Below are 24582 nucleotides of genomic sequence, written 5' to 3' on the forward strand. Positions count from 1 at the left end.
GTGGACGCTATGCCAGAACAAGCCATGTCGTTTAAGGAGGTGATCCAGCCGCAGGTTCCCCTACGGCTACCTTGTTACGACTTCACCCCAGTCATGGACCACACCGTGGTAACCGTCCTCCCGAAGGTTAGACTAGCTACTTCTGGTGCAACCCACTCCCATGGTGTGACGGGCGGTGTGTACAAGGCCCGGGAACGTATTCACCGTGGCATTCTGATCCACGATTACTAGCGATTCCGACTTCACGCAGTCGAGTTGCAGACTGCGATCCGGACTACGACCGGTTTTGTGAGATTGGCTCCCCCTCGCGGGTTTGCAGCCCTCTGTACCGGCCATTGTAGCACGTGTGTAGCCCTACTCGTAAGGGCCATGATGACTTGACGTCGTCCCCACCTTCCTCCGGTTTGTCACCGGCAGTCTCCTTAGAGTTCCCACCATTACGTGCTGGCAAATAAGGACAAGGGTTGCGCTCGTTACGGGACTTAACCCAACATTTCACAACACGAGCTGACGACAGCCATGCAGCACCTGTCTCAGAGCTCCCGAAGGCACCAAGCTATCTCTAGCGAGTTCTCTGGATGTCAAGAGTAGGTAAGGTTCTTCGCGTTGCGTCGAATTAAACCACATGCTCCACCGCTTGTGCGGGCCCCCGTCAATTCATTTGAGTTTTAACCTTGCGGCCGTACTCCCCAGGCGGTCGACTTATTGCGTTAGCTGCGCCACTAAGAGAGCAAGTCTCCCAACGGCTAGTCGACATCGTTTACGGCGTGGACTACCAGGGTATCTAATCCTGTTTGCTACCCACGCTTTCGCACCTCAGTGTCAGTATCAATCCAGGCAGTCGCCTTCGCCACTGGTGTTCCTTCCTATATCTACGCATTTCACCGCTACACAGGAAATTCCACTGCCCTCTACCGTACTCTAGTTAAGCAGTATCAGGTGCAGTTCCCAGGTTAAGCCCGGGGCTTTCACATCTGACTGACTCAACCACCTACGCGCGCTTTACGCCCAGTTATTCCGATTAACGCTCGCACCTTCCGTATTACCGCGGCTGCTGGCACGGAATTAGCCGGTGCTTCTTCTGTGGCTAACGTCACAGGTAACGGTTATTAGCCGTTACCCTTTCCTCACCACTGAAAGTGCTTTACAACCCGAAGGCCTTCTTCACACACGCGGCATGGCTGGATCAGGGTTGCCCCCATTGTCCAATATTCCCCACTGCTGCCTCCCGTAGGAGTCTGGGCCGTGTCTCAGTCCCAGTGTGGCTGGTCATCCTCTCAGACCAGCTAAGGATCGTCGCCTTGGTAGGCCTTTACCCTACCAACTAGCTAATCCTACGCAGGCTCATCTGATAGCGAAAGGTCTATAAATAGATCCCCTCCTTTCCCCCTTGGGGCGTATGCGGTATTAGCATCCGTTTCCGAATGTTGTCCCCCACTACCAGGTAGATTCCTACGCGTTACTCACCCGTCCGCCGCTCTCAAGAGAAGCAAGCTTCTCTCTACCGCTCGACTTGCATGTGTTAGGCCTGCCGCCAGCGTTCAATCTGAGCCATGATCAAACTCTTCAGTTTTAAATCAAGATACCGAAGTATCGATAATTCTGACTCAAGCTATAACAACTTAAATGAATTCACATTAGGGTTGCTTACCTTGATAAAGCTATTTATGCCTTATCCTGACAAGCGCCCACACGAATTATCTGATCAATCTGTTAAAGAGCGTTTGGACTCAAGGATCGTTGCCGCTGATCCCGTGTCTCAAGTGAGGCGCATATTCTAGCGTCTCGGCGTTTTAAGTCAACTCTTTTTTTCAACATTTCCGACCGAAGCCGAGGAGAAAAACGAGTGACTCACAAGCCGATACTGCCGGCCGATTCATCAAGCTAAACACTTGAAAATCAACCACTTACTTCCGACTTGCTCGCTCTGTTCGGTGGCTTTCAAAGCCGCTTTCCCTAAGCGAGGTGCGCATTCTACATTGCCCCCGATCAGAGTCAACAGCCCCTGTGTAATTAACTGTAATAAAACCCAAAAAGGGGGTTTTAGGGCTTAAAACCCAGGCTGCGGGCCTAATATAGAGCGGCATGCATACAGAGGTCGACCAAGGCCAGGTCCCATTCGCTGAAAAACCGCCTCGCGCTACAAGCACGGAGGCAGAAGTCACAGGCTAGAAAGCGCCTATACAGAAGAAGGCGCCTGGTTCAGGCGCCTTCTTCTGTATAGCTTTTCCGAATATGAGAATGACTAGCCAGAGGTATAGCTGAGAGGGATATAGGTTCCCCACAGAATGGCGGAGGCGGCCAGTACACCTACCAGTACACAGAGTCCGACGGTCAAAATCGAGGACGAGAAGAAGAAAGCGCGATCTTCCGGTATCTGCATGATCACAGGCACACCGGTGTACAGCAGATATACGGTATAGCTCAACGCTATCATGCCAACAATTACATTGAACCAGAGCATCGGGTACAGGCCTGCCAGGCCAGAGAGGAACAGCGGAGTGGCAGTAAATGTGGTGAGTACGATGCACTCATCCATCGATACATTGCCACCATAGGTTTTTTCCATCCAGTGCACCGCATAGGCAATAAAGCCAACGGCTACCCACATGGCGAAATAGAAGGCTATCGCCACCGGCAAGGCGCTGGCGACTTCCAGCTTAACGAAGTTACCACCGGCAAAGCTCCAGCCTACCTGGGTCGTACCAATAAACAGAGATACAGCGGGAATAGCGGCCAGAATGCTGATCTGGGATAAAAAGACGTGCAGTGTTGTGTATTGCTCCTTGCGTATCGACCCCCACTCTTCTTTAGGGTGATACAGCATACCCATCATGTGTTGCAGGAACATATGGCACTCCCCTCTTCTTAGCCCTGAACGTCCTTCCCTGAAATCCGGGGCTATATCGTATGGGCCAACCTCAAGCCAATCCTGAGCAGCCCTTTTCCAAACTCACTGACAGTGTAGATCCTACTACGATACTTTGTGACAGTATTTAATAGGTAAAAACGACATAGTGATCCACCAGCAATAGCGCGAACAGCAGCATGATGTAACTGATACTGTAGCGGAACATCTGCATGGGAATCTGGCGATTATCGCCTGCATGCATGACCCGCCAGGCCCATTGCAGGAAACGCAGATTTAGCAGTGAGATTCCCGCCAGATAGAGGATTCCGCTCATGCCCGTCAGGAAAGGCATCGCCGTAGTGGCAATCATTAGCAGCGTATAGAGCATGATATGCAGTCGGGTGAAGCTCTCGCCGTGAGTCACCGGCAGCATCGGGATACCTGCCTTGATGTAATCCTCCTTGCGGGCAATGCACAGCGCCCAGAAGTGCGGCGGTGTCCAGGCAAAAATAATCAGTACCAGCAGCAAGCCATTGGGTTCCATAACCCCGGATACGGCAGTCCAGCCCAGCAGCGGCGGCGCCGCACCTGCGACACCCCCTATGACGATATTCTGCGGCGTCGCACGCTTGAGAAACATCGTATAGATAAACGCATAACCGATCAGGGATAACAGCGTAAGCCAGGCCGTCAGCGGATTGACCCAGAGCGCCAGCACACCAATGCCCAAAGTCCCCATAGTGGCGGCGAACAGCAATGCCTGCTGTGCGCTCATTTTCCCGCTAGGCAACGGACGCCCTCGGGTACGGGCCATATTTTCATCGATATGACGATCCATCACATGGTTAACGGCGGCAGCCGAGCCCGCCGCCATCGCGACCCCCAGCAAAGTCACAACAATTAGCCCAAGGGAGGGAAGTTCGGGTCGGGCCAGCCCCATGCCAACCAGTACCGTCAGCAGCATCACCGCCACTACACGGGGCTTGCATAGTTCCAGATAATCCCGCCAGGTCACATGAGCATGGGCAGTCTCAACAACTTTGCGCACAGGCATAGACAGTCTCCTTGTCAACAACGAGATCCTGCTGGGATAACCACACCAAGCTGAGTAGCAGAACTACAGCGCCACCGTGATGCGCCATTGCCAGCGGGATAGGAACAGCATAGATGATATTTGCGATACCCAGACCAATCTGGACAACAACGAGCAATGCGACCGTCACCAGGGCGGGCCTGGGCCAACCGGCTCTACCCAAGCGCCAGATCATGAGCGCAATCAGAATCAGCACCGCCACAGCCCCCGCCCGGTGGGTCATCTGCACGGCAGCGCGGGCCTCACGCGGCATATGCCCACCCTGGTAGTTGGGGCCCGTCTCGAGCGCAGGCGTAAAACCGGCCGCGAAATCCAGCGACACAGCGCCACCCTGCTCGCATTGCAGCCAGTCGGTACAGGCCCAGCCGGCATAATTGGCGCTGGTCCAGCCTCCCAGTGCAATCTGTCCAAAAAGCACAGCAGTCGCAAGCATGATCCAACCTTTACCTTGGCGCCGGCGTACCGCTACTGTCTGCAACACATCTGGCCGTTGCGCAGCCCGATGCCAGCGCAGGACGCGAAAACGCAACAGGACCAGCAGTGACAAAATGGCGAGCCCCCCAAGCAGATGCAGGGTGACGACAATGGGCAGCAGTTTCAGTGTCACCGTCCACATGCCGAAGGCCCCCTGCACACAGACCAGAATCAGCAGCGCAACACTGAGCCCCACGGGATAATTGCTTTCAGCTCGACGTTTCCAGCCCAGCCAGGCCAGCAGCAGGACCAGCAATCCCAGGCTGCTGGCGGCGTAGCGGTGGACCATTTCCAACCAGCCCTTGCCCGCCACCAGCAGCTGATCCGGATACAGCGCCTGAGCCTGGGCCAGGGCCTGCTCAGAGCCTGGCAACACTATATGACCATAGCAGCCGGGCCAGTCTGGACAGCCAAGGCCGGCATCGTTAATGCGGGTCCAGCCTCCCAGCATCACTACCAGCAGGGCGAGTACCAGGGCGAGATTAACCAGTAAAACGGATGCGGAGCGTTGCGGCATCGTCAGCCTCCAGCGTCAGCCCAGTTTGGAGAGTTTGAGTAACTTGCGCAGGTCATCCAGCACGGCCTGGGGCTCCTGCGTCAGATCGTACCGCAGCACCAGATTGCCAAGTGGATCGACTACCCACACGGCCGCCCCCAGCTGAGAAAGATCCGGACTCACAAGACCACTGTCGGCAGGGGCTGGCAGCACCTGGTGCCACTCGACCCTATCCCGCTCCTTGCCCAGAGCCGTATGCAGATTAGGCATTTTTCCTGCCCAGTCACTACAGCCGGTGCAGCCTGCAGGCTGAGTGAGCATTAACTGCCAGTGTTCGTTCATTTGCCATGGCTCCCCGGCCGCCGTTGCCAGCGACCAGTCATTCACCGAACGGCCGTCGGCGATAAGCTCCCCGTGGTGAGTTCGCCCGACAGGAATACCTACACCGGTAAAATACATGAACATGGCCAGCAGCATAGGTCCTGCCGCCACAACAAAAACCCACCAAAAGGTGCTTTTACGCATCAATCATTCACTCCCTTGCATAACGTATTGCGCCAATACCAGAGCAGCAAAATGAACAGCGCTATGGCCATTGCGAACCATTGCACTGCATAACCCAAATGCCGTTCAGGCTTTAATGAAGCCAGCGGCCAGTCTGTCGTCAGACGCTTATCCACAGGCTCAACCACCTCCAGAACCCAGGGCAGTACCGGCTGCTGTATTACAGACTGTAGCCGATCAACATCCAGCGTCTGAACCCTGAGCGGCCAGCCAGAAGACCAGGCGTCTTGCGCCAGCACGAAAGCTGGCTCTATAGGGTGCATGCGGCCGGAAAAGGCGGATGGCAATTCGGGTAACTCAATGGAGGGAAGCCGGGATCGATCGGGGGAGGCCTGTATCCAGCCTAGATTGACCGGCAACAGAGCAGAGCCTTGGGACGTTTGCAGCAAGCCAATCAGTTCATAGCCTGCGTATCCGCCACGGGTGCGATTATCCAGCAGCAGCCACTGCCCTGGCAGTAACTCGCCCTCCAACCGTGCCTGCAGCAGCTTTCTGTCGCCAAAGTCATGCAACTGCGACAGCTTTGTGACGACAACGCTGTCATCATTCCAGGCATTGAGCAGCTGTTCCTTTTCTGCCGCACGATCTAACTGCCAGCTGCCCAGATACAGCAACAGCGGCAGGAGCAAGAATGCACTGAGTATCAAAAGCCACTTGAAACCTGATCGTCTGTCGCCTTTACTCATGCCATACTCTTTGCGGATAACCTGAATGTTTCTCAAGCCTATAATCGCCGTCCTGTTTATCGCAATTCTTGTCAGCCTCTTCTGCGGTCTCTACTTTCTACTAACGGACCGGGGCCGTTCCAACCGCACCGTCAACTCACTGTTCCTTCGAGTAGGCTTCAGCGCCTTACTGCTTCTGGTGCTGCTGTACGGCTTTTACACCGGCGAGCTCGGCAGCCATGCCCCCTGGCTTAATCGCTGAGGGCCCCGCTGCCGATACATCAGAGGATATAGACGAACAGAAAGAGGCCAACCCAGACGACATCCACAAAGTGCCAATACCAGGTGACAGCTTCAAAAGCGAAATGATTGTCGGCATCAAAATGCCCGCGCAACACCCGCAGCCAGATGATAAGCAGCATCACACTGCCCAGGGTAACGTGAAGACCATGAAAACCCGTGAGGATAAAGAAGGTGGCACCGTAAACGCCGGACTGCAGTGTCAGGCCGAGATCATGATAGGCCTCAATATATTCATAGGCCTGAAACACCAGAAACGCGGAGCCCAGAAGCACCGTAGCGGCCAGCCAGAGCACGATACGACTGCGCTCACCCACTTTCAGCGCCTTGTGCGCCAGGGTCACGGTGAAGCTTGAAGACACCAGCAGTACTGTATTGATCAGCGGCAGGTGCCAGGGATCGATCACCTCCTGCGGGCCAGGAAAGGTTTCCATATCCGGCGTCGTCATCAGGGGCCACTGCGCCTGAAAGCCCTCCCACAGCATATTCGAAACACCCTTGTCGCCTTCGCCACCCAGCCAGGGAACTGCCAGTGTACGGACATAAAACAGGGCGCCGAAAAAAGCGGCAAAGAACATCACTTCAGAGAAGATAAACCAGCTCATGCCCCAGCGGTACGAACGATCCATCTGTTCGTTATAGAGTCCGGACATGCTTTCGTTGATGACGTTACGAAACCAGGCAAACAGAATCGCCATCATGCATAGGGCGCCCAGTAACAGGAACCAGACGCCCACTCCGCCGGATGTTTCGGCGCTCAGGTCATTGATCAGGTTCCCGGCACCGACGGCCATCAGAAAGAGCGCGATGGAGGCCAGTATCGGCCAGCGACTTTGATTCGGTACGTAATACGCAGCAGAACTCATAGCGTCGACCTCTGTGTGTCATCTTTTTTTATCTGCCCGGTAGACAGCTGTGGAGTGATATCGAACAGGGTGTATGAAAGCGTGATGGTATGAATCTCAGCCGGCAGCTTTTTATCGATGACAAACAGCAGCGGCATCTCCATGCGCCCATCCGCCTCAAGCGCCTGCTGATCGAAGCAAAAGCAGCTGACCTTGTGCAGGTACTGCGCAGCCTCGGCGGGAGTCACCGACGGAACGGCCTGCGCCACCATGCGACTGGACGTCGGGTTACGGGCGAAATACGCCATCTGGCGCATTTCACCAGGATTCACCGACACCGTATTCAGCATCGGACGAAACTCCCAGGGCATGGCCTCGTTATTCACGCCGAGGAACTGCACCCGTATATCTCGGCTGCTATCCGCCTCTTCCACGGCAATAGGGCCTGTATTGGTAATCTTGCCGTTAAGCCCGGTAATACGACAGAAAACGTCGTAGAGCGGCACCAAAGCAAAACCAAAGCCAAACATTAAGATACCGCCAAGCACCAGCTGCAGTACCAGCCGCCTGTTCTTGCGCTGCAGAGCATCCATCAGCCAAACCTCCCGCTGTTACTTGATCACCGGAGGCTGGGAAAAGGTGTGATAGGGTGCGGGCGATGGCAGCGTCCATTCCAGCCCATGGGCGCCCTCCCACACCTGATCCGTGGCCCGCTCGCCGCTGCGGATACAGCTGATGATGTTGTACACAAACAGCAGCTGAGAGAGGCCGAAGATAAAGGCACCGACACTGGCCACGGCATTAAAGTCGGCAAACTGCAGCGCATAGTCCGGAATACGCCGGGGCATGCCCGCCAGACCGAGGAAGTGCATCGGGAAAAAGGTAACATTGACGCCAATAAAGCTGAGCCAGAAGTGCGCCTTGCCAAGACGCTCGTTGAGCATGTGTCCCGTCCATTTAGGCAGCCAGTAGTAGGCCCCCGCCATGATCGAGAAAATAGCGCCTGGCACCAGCACATAGTGGAAATGCGCCACCACAAAGTAGGTATCGTGGTACTGGAAATCAGCCGGAGCAATGGCCAGCATCAGGCCGGAAAAACCACCGATGGTAAAGAGCACCACAAAAGCCAGCGCGAATAGCATGGGAGTTTCAAATGTCATGGAGCCATGGAACATGGTCGCGACCCAGTTGAACACCTTAACCCCTGTGGGCACAGCAATCAGCATGGTCGCGTACATGAAGAACAGCTCGCCAGCCAGCGGCAGGCCGACCGTAAACATGTGATGCGCCCAGACCAGAAACGACAGCAAGGCGATGGACGAGGTCGCGTACACCATGGAGGCATAGCCGAACAGTTTCTTGCGGGCGAAGGTCGGTATGATTTCACTGACAATGCCGAAGGCCGGCAGAATCATGATGTAGACCTCCGGATGACCGAAGAACCAGAATACATGCTGGAACAGCACCGGATCACCACCGCCGGCGGCATTAAAGAAACTGGTGCCAAAATGGATATCCATCAGCATCATGGTCACCACACCGGCCAGTACCGGCATGACCGCTATCAGTAGAAAAGCCGTGATCAACCAGGTCCAGACGAACAGCGGCAGCTTCATCATCGTCATGCCAGGCGCGCGCATGTTAAGGATGGTGGCGATGATGTTAATTGCACCCATGATCGAGCTGAAGCCCATCATGTGAATCGCAAAGATAAAGAAGGTTACGCTCGGCGGCGCATAGGTGGTTGAAAGGGGTGCGTAGAAGGTCCAGCCGAAGTTGGGACCACCGCCCTCCATAAAGAGTGTCGAGAGCATCAACGAGAAGGCGAAGGGCAGTATCCAGAAGCTCCAGTTGTTCATGCGCGGCAGCGCCATGTCCGGCGCCCCCACCATGATTGGAATCATCCAGTTAGCCAGGCCGACAAAGGCCGGCATTACGGCACCAAACACCATGATCAGACCATGCATGGTGGTCATCTGGTTGAAAAACTCCGGCTGTACCAGCTGCAACCCCGGTTGGAACAGCTCGGCCCGTATCATCAGTGCCATACAGCCGCCGGTAAGGAACATCAGCAAACTGAACCACAGATAGAGCGTACCTATGTCCTTGTGATTGGTGGTAAAGAACCAGCGACCCAGGCCCTTGGCAGGCCCGTGACCATGTTCGGTAGTGTCCACAGTCGGACTGAGCGTAGTGTCCATGTTTATCTCCTACTGCTGCAGTTCGGTAATCCGCTGTGGATTGACACTGTCACCAGTATCATTGCCCCAGGCATTACGTTCATAGGTAATAACAGCCGCCAGATCGACCGCATTCAGCTGGGCCCCGAAGGCCTGCATTGCGGTGCCCGCCTTGCCGTGCAAAACGATGTTGATATGGGCATCGATATCAGTCGTCACCATGGGGCTGCCCGCCAGCGCAGGGAAGGCCCCGGGAATACCCTGTCCGCTCGCCTGATGACAGGCCGCACAACTGGTGTTGTAGACCTGTTCGCCACGTTCCATCAGCTGCTCCAGCGTCCATTCCTCGGTTGCGGCAGCCGCCTGCGCCTGTGCGGCGCTGCGTGTATCCGCCAGCCACTGATCAAACTCGGCCTGGGGTTTGACTTCAACCACTATGGGCATGAAGCCATGGTCGCGACCGCAGAGTTCGGTACATTGCCCACGGTAGATGCCGGGCTCTTCAGGAATGGCCCAGGACTCGTTGATAAAGCCGGGTATGGCGTCTTTCTTTACAGCAAGATCCGGCACCCACCAGGAATGGATAACATCGGCAGCGGTAAACAGGAAACGAACCTTCTTGCCAACCGGCAGTACCAGAGGGTTATCGACCTCCAGCAGATAGTTCTCGCCTTTGGCGGCTTCATTATTGATTTGCTCTCGCGGTGTGGACAGAGACGAGAAAAAGTCGATGTCCTGACCCAGGTACTGATAACGCCATTTCCATTGATAACCAGTCACCTGAATATCAATATCGGCATCGGTACTGTCGTACATCTTGATCAGGGTCGCGGTGGCGGGGATCGCCATGGCGATAAGGATGACAAAGGGGATCAACGTCCAGAGAATTTCTACCGCTGTATTTTCGTGAAAATTGCGGGCCTCGGCGCCGCGGGATTTTCGATGGTGGATAATGGACCAGAGCATCACGCCGAACACCACTACCCCGATGGCGACGCAAATCCAAAAAATAATCATGTGAAGATCGTAAACTTCACGCGCGATCGCAGTCGCTCCCGGCGTGATATTCACCTCCCAGGCGGCGTTGGCCGGCAGGGAAACAAACAATCCTATCCATGGCAGGAGCCAGACTCTTTTTATCATTACCGGGCCTCTCACAAGGTCTGCAGAACCGCCCAAGTGTTACGATCATGCGGAATTTTCCCTACCAGATCACTTGGTTAAGAGTGAGTATAGCAGCCTGCCCGGGAATGCAAGGTTGGATCAGCCTCCTGCCAGCATAAGGGCCAAACGCACCAGTAAAATGACGCCGACGACAAATAATGCCACCATCAGCACGCCCGTCAGCAGGTAGCGTAGTGGTGAGCTAGATGAAAAATCTTCTTGTCGATTACGTTCCGACTGGACGCCAAACATCGCGGCCAGCGCACTTAATGCGGCCTTGAACAGCCCATTTTTTTTAGGATCCGACATTTGACGCCTCCCTTTCACATCAACAATGGATGCTAAAGGTATAGCCGAAGCCCACCGATTTGTGGCCACCGCAGGCTGGGCACAACCGTGCATAACCTGAATCAGGCCACGGCACGTCTTTCAATAAGGTGCGAAAAGGGGAAGAAATGACAAAGAGGAAAAACAGGCGGCTATCAACGATGGAACCGCCAGGAACAAACCGCTGCGATTACCTCAGCAGATTTTTGCGCTTTAGGGAGTTGCGTCGCATCCAGATGCGATAGCCTAGCAATGCGGCCAGAATGACGCCATAAAACAGCTGATCTTCAAAGGAACTGCGGATCTGCCAGATGAAATGCACCATGGCCAGCAAGGCAATCACATACACCAGGCGGTGCAGCTTGACCCAGCGCGCACCCAGGCGACGCTGCATGCCTCGGGTTGAAGTAATCCCCAGCGGGATCAGCAACAGCAAGGCCAGCGAGCCCACCACTATATAGGGCCGTTCACTCAGTTCACGCCACAACAGATCCGGACGCCAACCCAGAATAAAGGTGGCGAAGGCAAGCAAGTGCACCATGGCATAGAAGAGCGCGTAAAGGCCCAGCATGCGACGGTAGCGCTGCAGCCAGCCCCAGTGAAAGATCCGTCGCAGCGGCGTCACCGCCAGAGTTATCCACAACAGACGCAGCGTCCAGAGCCCGGTGAACTTGACAATCGCCTGGGCAGGATCAGCCCCCAGGTTCATACTCCATGCCTGCTCGAACAGCCATACCAACGGCAGCAACGGCAGCAGGAACACCAGCCACCAGAGCGCATAGGGTTTCAGGGTATTAGCCCTGATGCCGGTCAGAACCATCGCTGCAAATCCATACCACTGTAGAGACCAGCGACTTCGTCGGCATAACCATTAAAGGGCCTAGTGTCGACGATATTGGGAGAAAACAGAGATGACGGCAGGCGCCGTTCGGTTGCCTGACTCCAGCGTGGGTGATCAACTGCCGGATTCACATTGGCGTAGAAGCCATATTCACCCGAAGCGGTACGGTTCCAGGTCGTACCCGGCATCTCTTCCACCAGGCGGATCTTGACGATCGACTTGATGCTCTTGAAGCCGTATTTCCATGGCACCACCAACCGAAAGGGCGCGCCGTTTTGCGGCGGCAGCGCATTGCCGTACAACCCCACCGCCAGCAGCGTGAGCGGGTGCATGGCTTCATCCATGCGTAGACCTTCGACATAAGGCCAGTCCAGCGTTGAGAAGAACGACCGCTGCCCGGGCATCTGCTCCGAATCCTGCAGCGTGGTGAATTCAACATATTTGGCTTTGGAGGTGGGTTCAAAGCGCTTGAGCAAATCACCCAGTGAAAAACCCATCCAGGGAATAACCATGGACCAGGCTTCAACACAACGCAGGCGATAAATTCGCTCTTCCAGCGCATGGGGCCTGAGCAGATCCTCGAGGTTATACACGCCCGGTTTATTCACCTCACCGGCAATTTCGACCTTCCATGGATCAGTTTTGAACGCCTGCGCCTTTTGCGACGGGTCCTGTTTGCCAAGCCCGAATTCATAAAAGTTATTGTGGGTAATGATATTGCCGTAGGGCGCGGGCTTTTCGTCGGTGGAAAAAGCCTCATTGCGGACACTGTCACGCAGTGCGCCCTGCAGCCAATCAGGCCCGGGGTACTGCGGCTGATCCTTATCCAGGCTATAGGCAGGAATCGCCGAGGCACCCGGTGTCAATGCCAGCGCCGTGGTGCCAGCCAGGCCCTGCAGGAATCGTCGCCGATTCACGTACACCGACTCTGGCGTGATTTCGGACGATTTTATCGAGGATCTTCTTTTAATCAGCATGTTCCGTTCCCTGCGTGCAATTCAGCAAATGGGCGGGCCCTGCGGGCACTGTGGTAAGTAAGCCCTGAGCCTAAAACCCCTGGCTGAACCTTTCCTGAAAAGCAGCCTTTGCTGCCGCAGTCAGTTGAAGTCCAGCACAGCGTTGCGCCAATCATCACAGTGTCAGAGAACCAAACGGCCGCGTCAGAGTACCTTGCGCTTGCGCCACAGCCACAGCAGCGGGCCGGACAGCATATACAGCAGAAACAAGAGCCACAGGAAGGTCGCAGGGCTGATGGAGATAACCCCGATCACCAGCACAATGCCGGCCAGAATCATAAAAGGCACTTTGCCTTTGAAATCCACTTCCTTGAAGCTGTAATACAGCACGTTGCTGACCATCAGCAAACCACAGCAGGCCACAAAAGCCGCAACCACATAGGCCAGCGGCCCCGGTTCTACCTCGAACTCCGAACAGGCCCAGACGAGACCCGCCACCGCCGCTGCTGCTGCTGGGCTGGGCAAGCCGATAAAGTATTTTTTGTCGACCGAGCCAATCTGGGTATTGAAGCGCGCCAGCCGCAGGGCTGCGCAGGCCACATAGATAAAAGCGGCAAACCAGCCGATTTTGCCGACGCTGTCCAGTGCCCAGGTGAAGGCCACCAGCGCCGGCGCCACACCAAAGGACACCATATCCGACAGCGAATCGTACTCGGCGCCAAACTGGCTGCTGGTATTGGTCATGCGGGCCACGCGACCATCGAGTCCATCGAGTACCATGGCAACAAAAATGGCGATGGCCGCGTTGACGAAGTCACCATTCATGCCAGCGATTACTGCATAAAAGCCCGAAAAAAGGGCACCCGTTGTGAACAGATTAGGCAGCAGGTAAATGCCCCGACTACGGGGAGGCTGCTCGTCATCACAGGGTTGAGCATTTTCGTCCGTCATCATCTCTCTTCAGTGGTCGATTCAGTTGGGCTCATTCTACAGGTGCCCCCTCCCTGCTGTCACCGCTCCGCTAGGACAACTACGACAGCAGGATCCGGTCGACAAATTTTCGCATCAGACCGTTGGACTCTGGAGTCTCCTGTGCCGTTGTCAGCACCTGTTCCAGGTGACCGGCGTCCTCGGTATAGTGATCCCGGTAATGGGTGAGCCGCTCCACCAGCGTGGCTCTGTCCACCTCAGGGTGAAACTGAAAAGCCCAGAAAGGCTTGCCGCTGACCCGCAGCGCATGCACGCACTGTTCGGTAAAGGCCAGGCGCTCACAGCCCGATGGCACCTGGGCTGCGTACTGCCGGTGTACCGATACGGCGGCAAAACCGTCCGGGGTATCGTGCAGCAACGGGTCCTCCCGCGCAGCCTCGGCCAGACGGATCGCCAGGGTGCCCATCTCGAAGCCCTCCTCCCGGTGCTCAATCCGGCCACCGAGCGCCAGCACCGCGAGCTGGAAACCAAAACAGGATGCAAAGGTTGGCAGCGAAGTGGTCACTACATGGCGCAGCAGCTTTTCACACTGATGAACAAAGGGGTAGCGCGCCGGCTCCAGTACATTGGCCTCGCTGGCGCCCCCCACCAGCAGGGCGTCATAGCCTGCGGCTGCGCCAGGGGAAAAGGTCGGCGTCTGGAAGACATTGAGAATATCGATCTGTTCAGGCGCAAGGCCACTGTAACTGGCGAAGCTGCGGTGCTCTTCATCGCACACCTTGGCCTCGGTACGGATTTGCATCAGTAACAGCCGCAGATCGGATCTTCTTTTCATGAGTGCATCCATGGCCGGTTGCATGGCCGCTTACATGGGAATGTCCTGACACGGGCGGCACTATCTGCAGGAAACAGTGACAGTCACCAGACGTTTGGGAGCCGTTACAGAAAGAGCCCCAGGTCGCAGCTGGACGAGCGCCCGATGCAATGCCCATTCTGTTCCAGCCAGCGATCAGCCTGTGCCCGTCCGCGGTCGCGCAGCGCCTCCAGAAAGTGTAGTCGGGTATCGTACTTGCTCGCGCGATCCAGACTTGCCAGCAGCTCATCGGATTCTATCTGATGCAAACGCAGTCGGCGCACCCTGCGCTCGAAGGCTCCGAGCGAAAAGGGGGTCTTGCGAATTTCGAACTGCATATAGCTGATGGCCCGCATTTCACGCAGATAGGTACTTTGAAAGCCGAACTCCGCCACACGTTCGCGAATCGCGGAAGCACTGACGGGCGTACCGACACGCATCAGCGGCTGCAGCAGAATAACCAGAACATCATCACTGGCACAGTCAAAAATCAGCGGATAAATTGCCGGATTGCCACTGAAGCCGCCATCCCAGTAATTGCGCCCGTCAATCTCGATGGCCTTGTGCAACGTCGGCAGGCAGGCCGAAGCCAGCAGATGATCCGCACTGATCTCAGTCTCTCGGAACAGCCGCAGCTTGCCGGTTTGCACATCGGTCGCGGCAATAAAGAGACGAATGGGCGAGGCTGCCTGGAGCTGTTCGAAATCCACCATCCGTTCAACCAGGGAGCGCAGCGGGTTTATGTCCAGCGGGTTGAGGTCATAGGGCGACAGGTAATAACTCAACATCTGCATCCAGTCTGCCATCGACTCGCCAATACCCGCGGCAGGCAGGCCTTTCGGCAATTCAGGTAGCGCATGCAGGGAGACCTCGTGCCAGAACCGCGTCAGCAGCTCGCGGGCACCTGCATGACCGCCCTGCTGCAGGCCGCTGGCCAGCATCACTGCATTCATGGCGCCGGCGCTGGCGCCGCTGACACCCTCAAACTGCAGCTTTGGCTCCTCCAGCAGCCTATCCAGCACACCCCAGGTAAAAGCCCCGTGGGCACCGCCACCCTGCAGCGCAAGATTAAGCTTTCGCGCTCCCATAACTGCCTCCGGTCAAATTTTGTGCACTGCACAAATCTGACAGCTAGACGCAGTGAAGTCAAAAGAATACCCGGTGACAATAGTTTAAGGCGTGGCAACAGCTTCCGTGAAAATCCCGGGAATGCCGCAGTATTGTGCCAGACCAGCAGGCTCACCTGACCGGACGCACCCGCGCAGCTGAAGCCGCTGGCTGCGAAGCCAGAGAGGCTGCTCTATTGCCAAGACTGCGCTGACGCAATGATAATACCCGGCGCGACAACGGCCAGCCGCCTCTGTGCTTCAGAACAGAGACCGCCAGCTTGTCCGGTGCCTGGTCGGGCTCCGGCAACAGGCGACAGGGCCCCGCCGCAGCCTGGTCCTTGCTGGCCGCAGGCCTGAAGATGAACCCCAAGGCTTCACCTTCGGCCGCGGCCAGCTGCAAGCGGCGCAACGCCCGTGGCGACACATCTCCCAGCCAACCCAGTACAGCACTGCAGCAGCCTCTTTTCAGTGCCTGCTCAATACACCAGAGCCGATCCCGCCGGCTATTGCTGCGTACCAGCAGGAGTCGATCCAGTGCCACCCCCGCCGCTTTCAATGCCGGCGCGTAGGAAATATGCGGCGGATCAACCCAGAGCACCCAGCGCTCTTGCGATGCCGTCAGTAGCGGAAATAGCAGGCGCAGCTCACCACAACCCTCGGTAGCGTAAGGCACCTCAACCAGGCTGCCTGGCTGCCAGCCCTGCCCCTGCAGCAGCTGATCCAGCTCCGCGTGTCCGCACCCTAGCCCCGCTACAACAGGTTCGGCAACAACCTCACTTGCCCGCCATACGGCTCCGCGCTCCAGCAACTGTTCCAGACTCATGATTCACCCCATAACTACTGTATGCATATACAGTACTATGATCGAAAAAAATTCCGCGGGCAAGCACACCTGTATGCATATTCAGCAAAACAAGAATTCTTAGGCGGTAACACGCAGCGACAGCCACGCACGAGCACGCAGGTCCGCAGCCGTCACAGGAAGGATTTTGATCGAAAAGTCAGAAGGTTATAGCATTCAACGCAGCCAGATCAGGCTCGCCATTCGACCGGTTTCACCATCGCGGCGATAGGAATAAAAATTTTCAGCATCTTGCAGGGTACAGAAATCCCCCCCCGAAACCGATGCAACACCCTCAACCTCAAGCCGCAGACGCGCCAGCCTATAGATATCAGCGAAATACTTGCCCGCCACCCCGTCCCGGGGACGAAAAGCCTGGCCTGCGTCTGGCTGCGCTGCGCAGAAAGCAGCCCGTACCTCGGCCCCGACTTCAAAAGCTTCAGGCCCAATAGCCGGTCCCAGCCAGCAGTGTACTTGCCCTGGCTGCTCGAACACCGCCAGAGTATTTTCCAGAATGCCGGCCACCAAGCCCCGCCAGCCCGCATGGGCCACGGCGACCTTGCGACCATCACTGAAAAATACCGGCAGGCAATCTGCCGTCATCACCACGCAAGCCTGGCCCGACTGGTCACTCCAGCAGGCATCCGCCTGTCGCACCTGAGCATCATCCAGCGCCTGAACCACTTCAGTCCCATGGACCTGCTGCAGCCACTGTGCCGGACGCTCAAGCCCCAGCTGCTCGGTCAGGCGCCTGCGATTCTGTGCAACCGCCTGAGGATCATCACCAACATGGTCTCCCAGGTTCAGCCCCTGGAAAACACCCTGGCTGACCCCGCCCAGCCGGGTACTGACACAGGCCTGCACCCGATCAGATACCGGCCACTGCGGATGAATCAGCTTCATAGATCGTCGTTGCGCCTCAGGTCCTGCTGCAGGGCTTTAAGCAATAGCTGGAAGTCCTCCGGCAGATCCACTTCCCAGGACATCAGTTCACCGGTAGCCGGATGAAACAGCTCAAGCTTCTTGGCATGCAGTGCCTGGCGGTGAAAACCGCGCAGTGTTTTTATCAGACCTTCGCTAACGCCCTTGGGCAGGCGAAAACGGCCGCCGTAGACAGGATCACCCACCAGCGGATAGTTGATATGGGACATATGCACGCGGATCTGATGCGTGCGGCCCGACTCCAGCTTGAGACGGATATGTGAATGGGCACGAAAGCGCTGCAGCAGACGGTAATGGGTCAGGGCCGGTTTGCCCATATGCACCACCGCCATCTTCTGACGGCTGGTCTTGTGACGCCCCATAGGGGCATCTACTTTGCCACCACCGGTCATCAGGCCCGTCACAATCGCTTCATACTCGCGGCCCATGGAACGTTCCTGCAACTGCACCACCAGCTCGGTCTGCGCCTGGATGGTCTTGGCCACCACCATCAAACCGGTGGTATCCATATCCAGCCGATGCACGATGCCGGCGCGCGGCACCTGTGCGATTTCCGGCACATGGTGCAGCAAGGCGTTCAGCAAGGTGCCATCGGCATGACCCGCCGCCGGATGCACCACCAGGCCTGCCGGCTTGTTGATCACCAGAATATCATCGTCTTCATAGATGATATCCAGCTCCATGGCCTCTGGCTGGTGGTGTTCGATACGTGCGAGTTCCGCTTCGACACAGATCAGCTCGCCACCCTGCAGTTTGTCGCGGGTACGTTTTTGTTCACCATCCACGGTGACGCAACCGTCCTTGATCCAGCCCTGCAGACGGGATCGGGAGTAGTCGGGAAACAGCTGCGCTATGGCCTGGTCCAGCCGTTTTCCGACCAGCTCGTCGGTGACCCGCGCTTGTAATTGAACCTGTTCAGGTTTCTGTTCTGGCATCTGGGGTACGTAATTCAGAAGGATGTTTTGGCTTGAGTTCCGGTTGTGTTTAAATATGCCGGACATTTGGATTAACTGGCCCAGTATAACCGAAACCGTCCTCGGTATCGCTGTAGGCAATCGGGACTCATCAACATGCGCTTTGTAAAAGTCATTGGCATCCTGACTCTGGTCTCTCTGATGTCCGCCTGTTCGTTTTTTGGCGGAGACAAGAAAGAAGAACCGGATGTTCCGGAGCAACAGCTCTACTCCGAGGCCCTGGAAGCCCTGGAGGCGCAGAACTACGGTCTTGCGGTCGAAAAACTGCAGCGGCTCGAAGCCCGCTATCCATTTGGGCGCTTCTCCGAGCAGGCCCAGCTGGAACTGATCTTTGCCTACTTCAAGAACTATGAGCCTGAAGCTGCCCGTGCAGCCTCCGATCGTTTCGTGCGCCTGCACCCGAATCACGAAAACATCGACTACGCCTACTACCTCAAGGGGCTGACCTCCTTCGAGGAAGACCGCTCACTGGTATCACGCTACCTGCCGATCGACGAAACCCAGCGTGACCCGGGTGCCGCACTGGAGTCCTTCGAGAGTTTCGCGACCCTCACCTCACGCTACCCCAACAGCCAGTACGCACCCGATGCGCTCAAGCGCATGCAGTATCTGAAAAACCGCCTGGCAGAGTATGAAGTGCATGTGGCGCTGTACTACATGAAGCGCAGCGCCTGGATTGCCGCCGCCAACCGTGGCCGCTACGTGGTAGAAAACCTGCAGGAAACCCCGGCCGTGCCGGAAGCTCTGGGCATTATGGCCGAAGCCTACGAGGAGCTTGGGCTAACCGACCAGGCCGCCAGAGCCGCCGAGGTTCTGCGCAGCAACTTCCCGGACTTCCGCTACACATCCACCAAGGAGCGCGACAAGTCCCTGCTTGAAACCGCCACCTTCGGCCTGCTGGGCAGCACTGACGAAGCGCCCGTCCAGCGCCCCAACTCTGTCGTCGCGACCGAGAAGGCCACAGAATCGACGGAAGACGCCGAACGCTCCTGGTTCAGCATTATGACCTTTGGTGCCTTCGACGACACCGATGAGGAAGACACAGCACCGGCACAGCCCTGAGCCGATAACGGCTGCAACAAAAAAGGCGCCTTGGGCGCCTTTTTTGTTATGGATCTATTGTAAAATAAGCGGTTAGGCCCAGATTCCAATCAAGCGAACGTACACCACGCCGAACGCCTAGTCGCCAGCTTTCCAGCCCGAGGTGATAGGGTAGCGCCGATCACGCCCAAAACCACGCTGGGTAATACGCACGCCAACAGGGGCCTGGCGCCGCTTGTATTCATTGATGTCCACCAGCCGAATCACGCGCTGCACCACTTCAGGCTCAAAGCCCTCGGCAATCAGCGCATGGGCGCTGTAGTCGTGCTCAACATAAAGCTCCAGCAACCGATCCAGTACATCGTAATCCGGCAGGCTGTCCTGATCGGTCTGATCCGGCGCCAGCTCTGCTGAGGGTGGCCTGTCGATCACCCGCTGCGGTATCGCAGGCGAAAGTCCGTTGCGATAGGCGGCAATGCGATACACCAGGGTTTTGGGCACATCCTTAAGTACATCGAAGCCACCGGCCATATCGCCATAGAGGGTCGAATAGCCCACCGCCATCTCGCTCTTGTTGCCCGTGGTGAGCACCAGAACGCCCTTCTTGTTGGAAATGGCCATCAGCACCACACCACGGCAGCGCGCCTGGAGATTTTCCTCGGTGGTATCGGCCGCCAGACCATCAAACTCATCAGCCAGCTGCGCCATAAAGGCGCTATACATGGGCTCAATCGAGATCGAGCTGTAACGCACGCCCAGCATGCGCGCCTGCTCGCTGGCATCTTCCTGACTCATAGACGAGGTATAACGGAACGGCATCATTACCGCCTCCACCCGCTCAGCACCCAGGGCATCCACCGCCACGGCCAGCGTCACGCCTGAGTCGATACCGCCGGAAAGCCCCAGCACCACACCCTTGAAGCCATTCTTGTTGACGTAATCCCGCACCCCCAACACCAGGGCGTCATACACGCTCTGCTCGATCGACGGGAAAGCCACCGAGTTTTCACCCGGAACCGCCAGGCTCTGATCGGCGTCGTTATACTCCGCCACAAAGAAGGTTTCTTCGAAAAAGCGCCCTTGGAATACACGGGTGCCGTCGGCCGCGATCACTTTGGAGCCGCCATCAAAAATCAGCTCATCCTGGCCGCCCACCTGGTTCAGATACAGAATCGGGCAGCCAGCCTGACGCGCCCGCTCGCTCAGCAGCTTGGCGCGCTGCTGCGATTTATCGACATGAAAGGGCGAGGCATTGAGGTTCAGCATCAGGCGCGCACCCTGCTCGCGCACCTGCTCGGCGGGTCCGCTCTTCCACAGGTCCTCACAGATGGTCAGGGCTACCGGTACCCCCTTGAGATCGAATACGCAGGGCTGATCGCCTGCGGTGAAATAGCGCATCTCATCGAACACCTGATAGTTCGGCAGACACTGTTTGGCATATTCGGCGACCAGCTCACCGTTGTAGATCACGCCGGCCATATTGAACAGCACGCCATCACGGTAACGCGGATAACCCACCACCAGGTGAATATCCCGCACCTCTTCCCGCAGACGTGTCAGCGCCGCTTCGATACGGGTCTGGATGCTCGGCCGCAGCAACAGGTCTTCCGGCGGGTAACCCGACAGTGTCAGCTCCGGTAGCAGCACCACATTGGCGTGCTGTCGATCCCGGGCATCCAGGGCAATATCGATTACGCGCTGGGTATTGCCGGGGATATCCCCCACCAAGGTATTGATCTGGGCCATCAGGACCCGAATAGAATTACTCATCGACGATTTGGTCTCGTGTTCCGGATACAGACGCATCCGCTATCAGGATGTTAGTTCAGGGCTCAGCGATCAATCCCGCGCCGACAGGCTATAGGGCGCCGGATCAATGATGGGGCTGCGCTGCAGCAACAGATCCGCCATCAGGCGGGTCGATGCCGGCGCCAGCACCAGGCCGTTACGGTATTGTCCGGCATTCACATGCAAGCCGTCCACGCCCGGCACCGCACCTATATAGGGTATACCTTCAGGTGAGCCCGGGCGCAGCCCCGCCCAGTGATGTTCAACAGGATAGTTTTCCAGCGCCGGCAGAATATCCAGCGCACTGCGGTACAGCGACTCCCGGGCCTCTGTGGTGGTTTTTTTGTCGAAACCAGCCCGCTCCAGCGTACTGCCCACCAGAATGCGGCCATCGCTGCGCGGTATCAGGTAGCGCCCACCCTGCAATACCACACGGTTCACCAAGCCAACCGGCGCCTTGAACAGCATCATCTGCCCTTTCACCGGCTCCACCGGCAGCTCTATACCCAGCTGTGCCAGCAGGGTCGCCGTCCAGGCTCCAGCGGCCAGCACTGTCTGCCCGCCGCGGTACTCACCGCGCTCGGTGCGCACACCGCAGACACGCTCAGACTCCAGCAGCAGAGCGGCATCACCGGCCTGCTCGATCAATTCAACACGGGGGTTCAATTCCAGCGCACGGCGCAGCGACTTGCCCAGGCGGGGGTTACGAATACTGGCCACTTCCGGCATCCAGAGGGCACTCGTATGGCCCGGGCGCAGACTGGATTCCTTGCGATAGAGGAAATCTGCATCGACCTGCTGCATCGGGCGCTGATAACGCTGCGCCCAAGCCAGGGCCTCGGCAGCATCATCCACCGCCACCATAAACATGCCCTTCTGGCGCAGCTCCGGATCTATACCGGTTTCCTCCAGCAGATCCTGGGCCAGATGCACGTAACTGCCCTGAGACCAGGTCGCCAACTGCGTTACCGGTTCCTGGTAACGCCAGGGATACAAGGGTGAAACAATTCCGCCACCGGCCCAGGTGGACTCGCGCCCGCAAACACCGCGCTCAACCAGGGTCACCGAAGCACCGGCCTGGGCCAGCTCACGTGCCGTGAGCATACCCATAACGCCACCGCCGAGAATCAAAAAATCCGCCATGCTGCTACTTCCAGTTCACTGTAAAAAGCAGCACGTATTGTGAAGGGTTAAAGATGAGGATACCAGTGCAGCCGAGCCTCGCCTTGATACCCCAGCGCTATTGCTTGCAAGATTCCAATGAACAAAAACCAAAAACGTCCGAAGCACGGACGCTTTTGATGCAGGCTGATAATTGGCTGGCTGATCAGGGAATCGTAATCAAAATATCAAAGCCCGAGCCAGGTTCAGTTGCAGACAGATTGTAAGGTGAAGAAGCAGTATCCGTACTCCCTACTTTTTTAAAGGTATAACCGGTGTAACTGAACGTGACATTTCCAACCCACCCGGTAGGTACCAGACAGTCCCAAGTCCAAGTATTCCCCTGTTTGGTTTTGGTACAAGCCGTACCATTGGCCGTAATATTAAGACTTGCATAGGCTGGAATGTTCTGACCATTGCAAACGCCCCCCCCCGATCGAATACAGGAGAAAGTACCTGAAATATGACCAGCTCCGACAACCGTCACCGTAATACCGCCTGTGCGCTGATTAGCCGCTGTATCGTAAAGCCCATCGGTTGCAAGCGTAACATTGGCTGCATTGCGATGACCAATCACGCCTGTATTAGTGACAAGGGAGGCTGCTGCCACACTAGTCGTGCCCGCCGCCATGGCGGAAACAAGCCCACGATTGTAACTGCCATAATAATCGAGGGCTGGATCCACGACTGTGACAACACCCTCGTTCGCAACAGTCGCTGCAGTCGTATTCGTACTTGACCAGTTAGACAACAACACAGAGTTAATTTCATAGAATGGCACTAGGCTCAACCAAGCCCCAGACGCAGCCCTGATGTTTTGAATAGCTGCCACCGCTCCGGACGTCAACGGGTCGACATAAATCGACCGTGACAAGAGCTGGGTTGTTGAACCCTGCGTCACTGTACCCATTGCTCCACTAACAAGATCCCGGCCTGTCGGCTTGGTCACGGATACCGGCGTACTAAAGTCACCACTGGTCAGCAGCTGATCAAGATAATTAGTGACATAAGTTTTGTACTTCGTATTCCCCGTGGCGCCCGATGCCAGATAGTTGTAAGGCATCACGGTAATATCGTGTAATTTCCAGTCCTGCATCAGGCGATAGATACCATCAACGCGTTTAAATCGGCAGGTTTCACGATAAATAGGATTAGCTAAAGTAGCCAAACTAAAAATTTTAGTTGAATCATCATAATTATAATGATAGTGATCTTTAGTCAAAGGGTCAAAATAACTGCTATTACGTGGCCAATACCAACGGTAGCTGTTATCCGTACCGCCATCATTGTCGTGATGATCGCGACAGCAACGGGTACAGAGGTCCGGCTGATCATTAGTCCCACCGCTGTTATAAACAGCACCGATATTTTTAGTAACGCCCGTGTAAGAATAATCTGTCTCGAGTGACTTCGTAGTAGCGTTGTATACCGTTTTTGCCGGCGGCAACCCTGATCCTGTACCAGCAAGTTCACATACACAATTTAGGGTAGCAAAATCTTCAGTTATCGCCCTATATTGCGCGTCATAGGTCACTACCTCAAACTTTACAACGTTACTGGTACCTTTCTGTGAGACGTCAGGTAAGGGTTTACTGGTTTCTTTCTTCGTTCCATCACCCAAGTCAATCGCAATAATATCCGGCGCCAAACCAGGCGTGTAACTCACTTGAGCTGACGAGCCTCCAAGCCCAGAAATATCGATAAATTTTGAAATTTGAGGATTGATGGCACCTATGATGGAGGATAAAGATACACTTTCCGCAGTACCACTCCCCCAACTTACATTCAGGGTTACGTTTTTGAAATCAGCATTCGCCATGGATGCTGCGGCGCCGGACGCATTATAGGGCGTGACTGTCCAGGCAAGATCATAGGTGTAACTGGTTGAACCCGCGGTAACCGTTTCAGTCCCTGCGCCATTGTCAATCGCATCAAAGCTCGCCAAGCTAGTGCTGGTTGTTGCAATTGAATCAAAGCCACGCAGTTCCTCGAGTTTCTTTTCCGCCACAGCCGTCGCCATGGCGCGCTGCTGCGAGTCCGATGCGGTACTCAGGAAAACGCCCTGCAGCTGCAAAATTGCTACGATACCGATCACCGCGACTATAAGCGAAATTAGCACTTCGATCAGTGTAAAACCCTGAAGATACCGCCGACGGGGGTAACCTGTTGATGCCTTCATGACCCGCT

Annotated in this window: 23 protein-coding genes and 1 rRNA gene; 2 read left to right on the top strand and 22 right to left on the bottom strand. The window is 56.2% G+C overall.

The window, feature by feature from the left end:
* Nucleotides 1-32 precede the first annotated feature (32 nt).
* From A8C75_RS20895 to A8C75_RS20920, 6 genes are all read right to left on the bottom strand, one after another.
* Nucleotides 33-1573 (bottom strand): 16S ribosomal RNA (locus A8C75_RS20895).
* A 672-nt stretch (nt 1574-2245) separates the two neighbouring features.
* The gene (locus A8C75_RS20900) at nt 2246-2851 is read right to left on the bottom strand and encodes a Yip1 family protein (RefSeq protein WP_067386286.1); all 606 of its coding nucleotides are present in this window, start codon (nt 2849-2851) and stop codon (nt 2246-2248) included.
* A 145-nt stretch (nt 2852-2996) separates the two neighbouring features.
* Nucleotides 2997-3905, bottom strand: a complete 909-nt coding sequence (cyoE, locus tag A8C75_RS20905) for a heme o synthase (RefSeq protein WP_067386287.1) — start codon at nt 3903-3905, stop codon at nt 2997-2999.
* Nucleotides 3883-4935, bottom strand: coding sequence for a COX15/CtaA family protein (locus A8C75_RS20910; protein ID WP_067386288.1), 1053 nt, complete (start codon nt 4933-4935; stop codon nt 3883-3885). The genes cyoE and A8C75_RS20910 overlap by 23 nt, the downstream gene beginning before the upstream one ends.
* Nucleotides 4936-4950: 15 nt before the next feature.
* Nucleotides 4951-5439 (bottom strand): hypothetical protein, encoded by a 489-nt coding sequence (locus A8C75_RS20915; protein WP_157890345.1) that lies wholly within the window; start codon nt 5437-5439, stop codon nt 4951-4953.
* Entirely contained in the window at nt 5439-6164 is a 726-nt protein-coding gene (locus tag A8C75_RS20920; RefSeq protein ID WP_067386290.1) for an SURF1 family protein, read from the bottom strand. The genes A8C75_RS20915 and A8C75_RS20920 overlap by 1 nt, the downstream gene beginning before the upstream one ends.
* A 25-nt stretch (nt 6165-6189) precedes the next feature.
* On the opposite strand from A8C75_RS20920, the gene A8C75_RS20925 reads away from it, so the two are divergent.
* Complete coding sequence (locus tag A8C75_RS20925) at nt 6190-6405, top strand: twin transmembrane helix small protein (protein WP_067386291.1); 216 nt, start codon at nt 6190-6192, stop codon at nt 6403-6405.
* Between the two features lie 19 nt (nt 6406-6424).
* Here A8C75_RS20925 and A8C75_RS20930 read toward each other — a convergent pair whose 3' ends face one another.
* The 13 genes from A8C75_RS20930 to rluD form a co-directional block, all read right to left on the bottom strand.
* Nucleotides 6425-7309 (bottom strand): cytochrome c oxidase subunit 3, encoded by an 885-nt coding sequence (locus A8C75_RS20930; RefSeq protein WP_067386292.1) that lies wholly within the window; start codon nt 7307-7309, stop codon nt 6425-6427.
* Complete coding sequence (locus tag A8C75_RS20935; RefSeq protein WP_067386293.1) at nt 7306-7881, bottom strand: cytochrome c oxidase assembly protein; 576 nt, start codon at nt 7879-7881, stop codon at nt 7306-7308. Before A8C75_RS20935 ends, A8C75_RS20930 begins: the two co-directional genes overlap by 4 nt.
* An 18-nt stretch (nt 7882-7899) precedes the next feature.
* Nucleotides 7900-9489, bottom strand: coding sequence for a cytochrome c oxidase subunit I (ctaD, locus tag A8C75_RS20940; RefSeq protein ID WP_067386294.1), 1590 nt, complete (start codon nt 9487-9489; stop codon nt 7900-7902).
* A 9-nt stretch (nt 9490-9498) separates the two neighbouring features.
* Nucleotides 9499-10611, bottom strand: coding sequence for a cytochrome c oxidase subunit II (gene coxB, locus A8C75_RS20945; RefSeq protein ID WP_067386295.1), 1113 nt, complete (start codon nt 10609-10611; stop codon nt 9499-9501).
* A 120-nt stretch (nt 10612-10731) separates the two neighbouring features.
* Nucleotides 10732-10941 (bottom strand): DUF2970 domain-containing protein, encoded by a 210-nt coding sequence (locus A8C75_RS20950; RefSeq protein WP_067386296.1) that lies wholly within the window; start codon nt 10939-10941, stop codon nt 10732-10734.
* A gap of 208 nt (nt 10942-11149) precedes the next feature.
* Complete coding sequence (locus A8C75_RS20955; RefSeq protein ID WP_067386297.1) at nt 11150-11779, bottom strand: protein-methionine-sulfoxide reductase heme-binding subunit MsrQ; 630 nt, start codon at nt 11777-11779, stop codon at nt 11150-11152.
* Nucleotides 11770-12777: a protein-methionine-sulfoxide reductase catalytic subunit MsrP gene (gene msrP / locus A8C75_RS20960; RefSeq protein WP_067386298.1), complete on the bottom strand. Its 1008-nt coding sequence runs from the start codon at nt 12775-12777 to the stop codon at nt 11770-11772. The genes A8C75_RS20955 and msrP overlap by 10 nt, the downstream gene beginning before the upstream one ends.
* Nucleotides 12778-12960: 183 nt before the next feature.
* Entirely contained in the window at nt 12961-13707 is a 747-nt protein-coding gene (gene pssA / locus A8C75_RS20965; RefSeq protein ID WP_084784295.1) for a CDP-diacylglycerol--serine O-phosphatidyltransferase, read from the bottom strand.
* A gap of 79 nt (nt 13708-13786) precedes the next feature.
* The gene (locus tag A8C75_RS20970; protein ID WP_227819980.1) at nt 13787-14521 is read right to left on the bottom strand and encodes a glutamine amidotransferase-related protein; all 735 of its coding nucleotides are present in this window, start codon (nt 14519-14521) and stop codon (nt 13787-13789) included.
* Nucleotides 14522-14625: 104 nt separating this feature from the next.
* A complete protein-coding gene (locus A8C75_RS20975; protein WP_067386300.1) occupies nt 14626-15627 on the bottom strand; it encodes a patatin-like phospholipase family protein in 1002 nt (333 codons plus the stop codon).
* A gap of 151 nt (nt 15628-15778) precedes the next feature.
* Nucleotides 15779-16471 (bottom strand): translesion DNA synthesis-associated protein ImuA, encoded by a 693-nt coding sequence (imuA, locus tag A8C75_RS20980; RefSeq protein ID WP_067386301.1) that lies wholly within the window; start codon nt 16469-16471, stop codon nt 15779-15781.
* 195 nt (nt 16472-16666) lie between these two features.
* Nucleotides 16667-17392: a peptidoglycan editing factor PgeF gene (pgeF, locus tag A8C75_RS20985; RefSeq protein WP_067386302.1), complete on the bottom strand. Its 726-nt coding sequence runs from the start codon at nt 17390-17392 to the stop codon at nt 16667-16669.
* Entirely contained in the window at nt 17389-18366 is a 978-nt protein-coding gene (gene rluD / locus A8C75_RS20990; protein ID WP_067387572.1) for a 23S rRNA pseudouridine(1911/1915/1917) synthase RluD, read from the bottom strand. The genes pgeF and rluD overlap by 4 nt, the downstream gene beginning before the upstream one ends.
* Before the next feature lie 135 nt (nt 18367-18501).
* Here rluD and A8C75_RS20995 point away from each other — a divergent pair, with 135 nt between their 5' ends.
* On the top strand, nt 18502-19467 hold the full coding sequence (locus A8C75_RS20995; RefSeq protein ID WP_067386303.1) for an outer membrane protein assembly factor BamD: 966 nt from the start codon (nt 18502-18504) through the stop codon (nt 19465-19467).
* 117 nt (nt 19468-19584) lie between these two features.
* On the opposite strand, the gene A8C75_RS21000 is transcribed toward A8C75_RS20995, so the two are convergent.
* The 3 genes from A8C75_RS21000 to A8C75_RS23475 all read right to left on the bottom strand — a co-directional run bounded on the left by A8C75_RS21000 (nt 19585) and on the right by A8C75_RS23475 (nt 24574).
* The gene (locus A8C75_RS21000; RefSeq protein ID WP_084784189.1) at nt 19585-21216 is read right to left on the bottom strand and encodes an NAD+ synthase; all 1632 of its coding nucleotides are present in this window, start codon (nt 21214-21216) and stop codon (nt 19585-19587) included.
* Between the two features lie 69 nt (nt 21217-21285).
* Nucleotides 21286-22377 carry a glycine oxidase ThiO gene (gene thiO, locus A8C75_RS21005; RefSeq protein WP_067386305.1) on the bottom strand — a complete coding sequence of 364 codons (1092 nt, stop codon included), beginning with the start codon at nt 22375-22377 and terminating at the stop codon, nt 21286-21288.
* A gap of 184 nt (nt 22378-22561) precedes the next feature.
* Complete coding sequence (locus A8C75_RS23475; RefSeq protein ID WP_120785220.1) at nt 22562-24574, bottom strand: prepilin-type N-terminal cleavage/methylation domain-containing protein; 2013 nt, start codon at nt 24572-24574, stop codon at nt 22562-22564.
* Nucleotides 24575-24582: the final 8 nt, after the last annotated feature.

This window comes from Marinobacterium aestuarii, from assembly GCF_001651805.1.
Lineage (GTDB): Bacteria > Pseudomonadota > Gammaproteobacteria > Pseudomonadales > Balneatricaceae > Marinobacterium_A > Marinobacterium_A aestuarii.

Excerpts from the sequence above, each read along its gene's own strand:
- A8C75_RS20900 (WP_067386286.1), bottom strand. The coding sequence starts at position 2,851 with ATGTTCCTGCAACACATGATGGGTATGCTGTATCACCCTAAAGAAGAG.
- cyoE (WP_067386287.1), bottom strand. The coding sequence starts at position 3,905 with ATGCCTGTGCGCAAAGTTGTTGAGACTGCCCATGCTCATGTGACCTGG.
- A8C75_RS20910 (WP_067386288.1), bottom strand. The coding sequence starts at position 4,935 with ATGCCGCAACGCTCCGCATCCGTTTTACTGGTTAATCTCGCCCTGGTA.
- A8C75_RS20915 (WP_157890345.1), bottom strand. The coding sequence starts at position 5,439 with ATGCGTAAAAGCACCTTTTGGTGGGTTTTTGTTGTGGCGGCAGGACCT.
- A8C75_RS20920 (WP_067386290.1), bottom strand. The coding sequence starts at position 6,164 with ATGAGTAAAGGCGACAGACGATCAGGTTTCAAGTGGCTTTTGATACTC.
- A8C75_RS20925 (WP_067386291.1), top strand. The coding sequence starts at position 6,190 with ATGTTTCTCAAGCCTATAATCGCCGTCCTGTTTATCGCAATTCTTGTC.
- A8C75_RS20930 (WP_067386292.1), bottom strand. The coding sequence starts at position 7,309 with ATGAGTTCTGCTGCGTATTACGTACCGAATCAAAGTCGCTGGCCGATA.
- A8C75_RS20935 (WP_067386293.1), bottom strand. The coding sequence starts at position 7,881 with ATGGATGCTCTGCAGCGCAAGAACAGGCGGCTGGTACTGCAGCTGGTG.
- ctaD (WP_067386294.1), bottom strand. The coding sequence starts at position 9,489 with ATGGACACTACGCTCAGTCCGACTGTGGACACTACCGAACATGGTCAC.
- coxB (WP_067386295.1), bottom strand. The coding sequence starts at position 10,611 with ATGATAAAAAGAGTCTGGCTCCTGCCATGGATAGGATTGTTTGTTTCC.
- A8C75_RS20950 (WP_067386296.1), bottom strand. The coding sequence starts at position 10,941 with ATGTCGGATCCTAAAAAAAATGGGCTGTTCAAGGCCGCATTAAGTGCG.
- A8C75_RS20955 (WP_067386297.1), bottom strand. The coding sequence starts at position 11,779 with ATGGTTCTGACCGGCATCAGGGCTAATACCCTGAAACCCTATGCGCTC.
- msrP (WP_067386298.1), bottom strand. The coding sequence starts at position 12,777 with ATGCTGATTAAAAGAAGATCCTCGATAAAATCGTCCGAAATCACGCCA.
- pssA (WP_084784295.1), bottom strand. The coding sequence starts at position 13,707 with ATGACGGACGAAAATGCTCAACCCTGTGATGACGAGCAGCCTCCCCGT.
- A8C75_RS20970 (WP_227819980.1), bottom strand. The coding sequence starts at position 14,521 with ATGAAAAGAAGATCCGATCTGCGGCTGTTACTGATGCAAATCCGTACC.
- A8C75_RS20975 (WP_067386300.1), bottom strand. The coding sequence starts at position 15,627 with ATGGGAGCGCGAAAGCTTAATCTTGCGCTGCAGGGTGGCGGTGCCCAC.
- imuA (WP_067386301.1), bottom strand. The coding sequence starts at position 16,471 with ATGAGTCTGGAACAGTTGCTGGAGCGCGGAGCCGTATGGCGGGCAAGT.
- pgeF (WP_067386302.1), bottom strand. The coding sequence starts at position 17,392 with ATGAAGCTGATTCATCCGCAGTGGCCGGTATCTGATCGGGTGCAGGCC.
- rluD (WP_067387572.1), bottom strand. The coding sequence starts at position 18,366 with ATGCCAGAACAGAAACCTGAACAGGTTCAATTACAAGCGCGGGTCACC.
- A8C75_RS20995 (WP_067386303.1), top strand. The coding sequence starts at position 18,502 with ATGCGCTTTGTAAAAGTCATTGGCATCCTGACTCTGGTCTCTCTGATG.
- A8C75_RS21000 (WP_084784189.1), bottom strand. The coding sequence starts at position 21,216 with ATGAGTAATTCTATTCGGGTCCTGATGGCCCAGATCAATACCTTGGTG.
- thiO (WP_067386305.1), bottom strand. The coding sequence starts at position 22,377 with ATGGCGGATTTTTTGATTCTCGGCGGTGGCGTTATGGGTATGCTCACG.
- A8C75_RS23475 (WP_120785220.1), bottom strand. The coding sequence starts at position 24,574 with ATGAAGGCATCAACAGGTTACCCCCGTCGGCGGTATCTTCAGGGTTTT.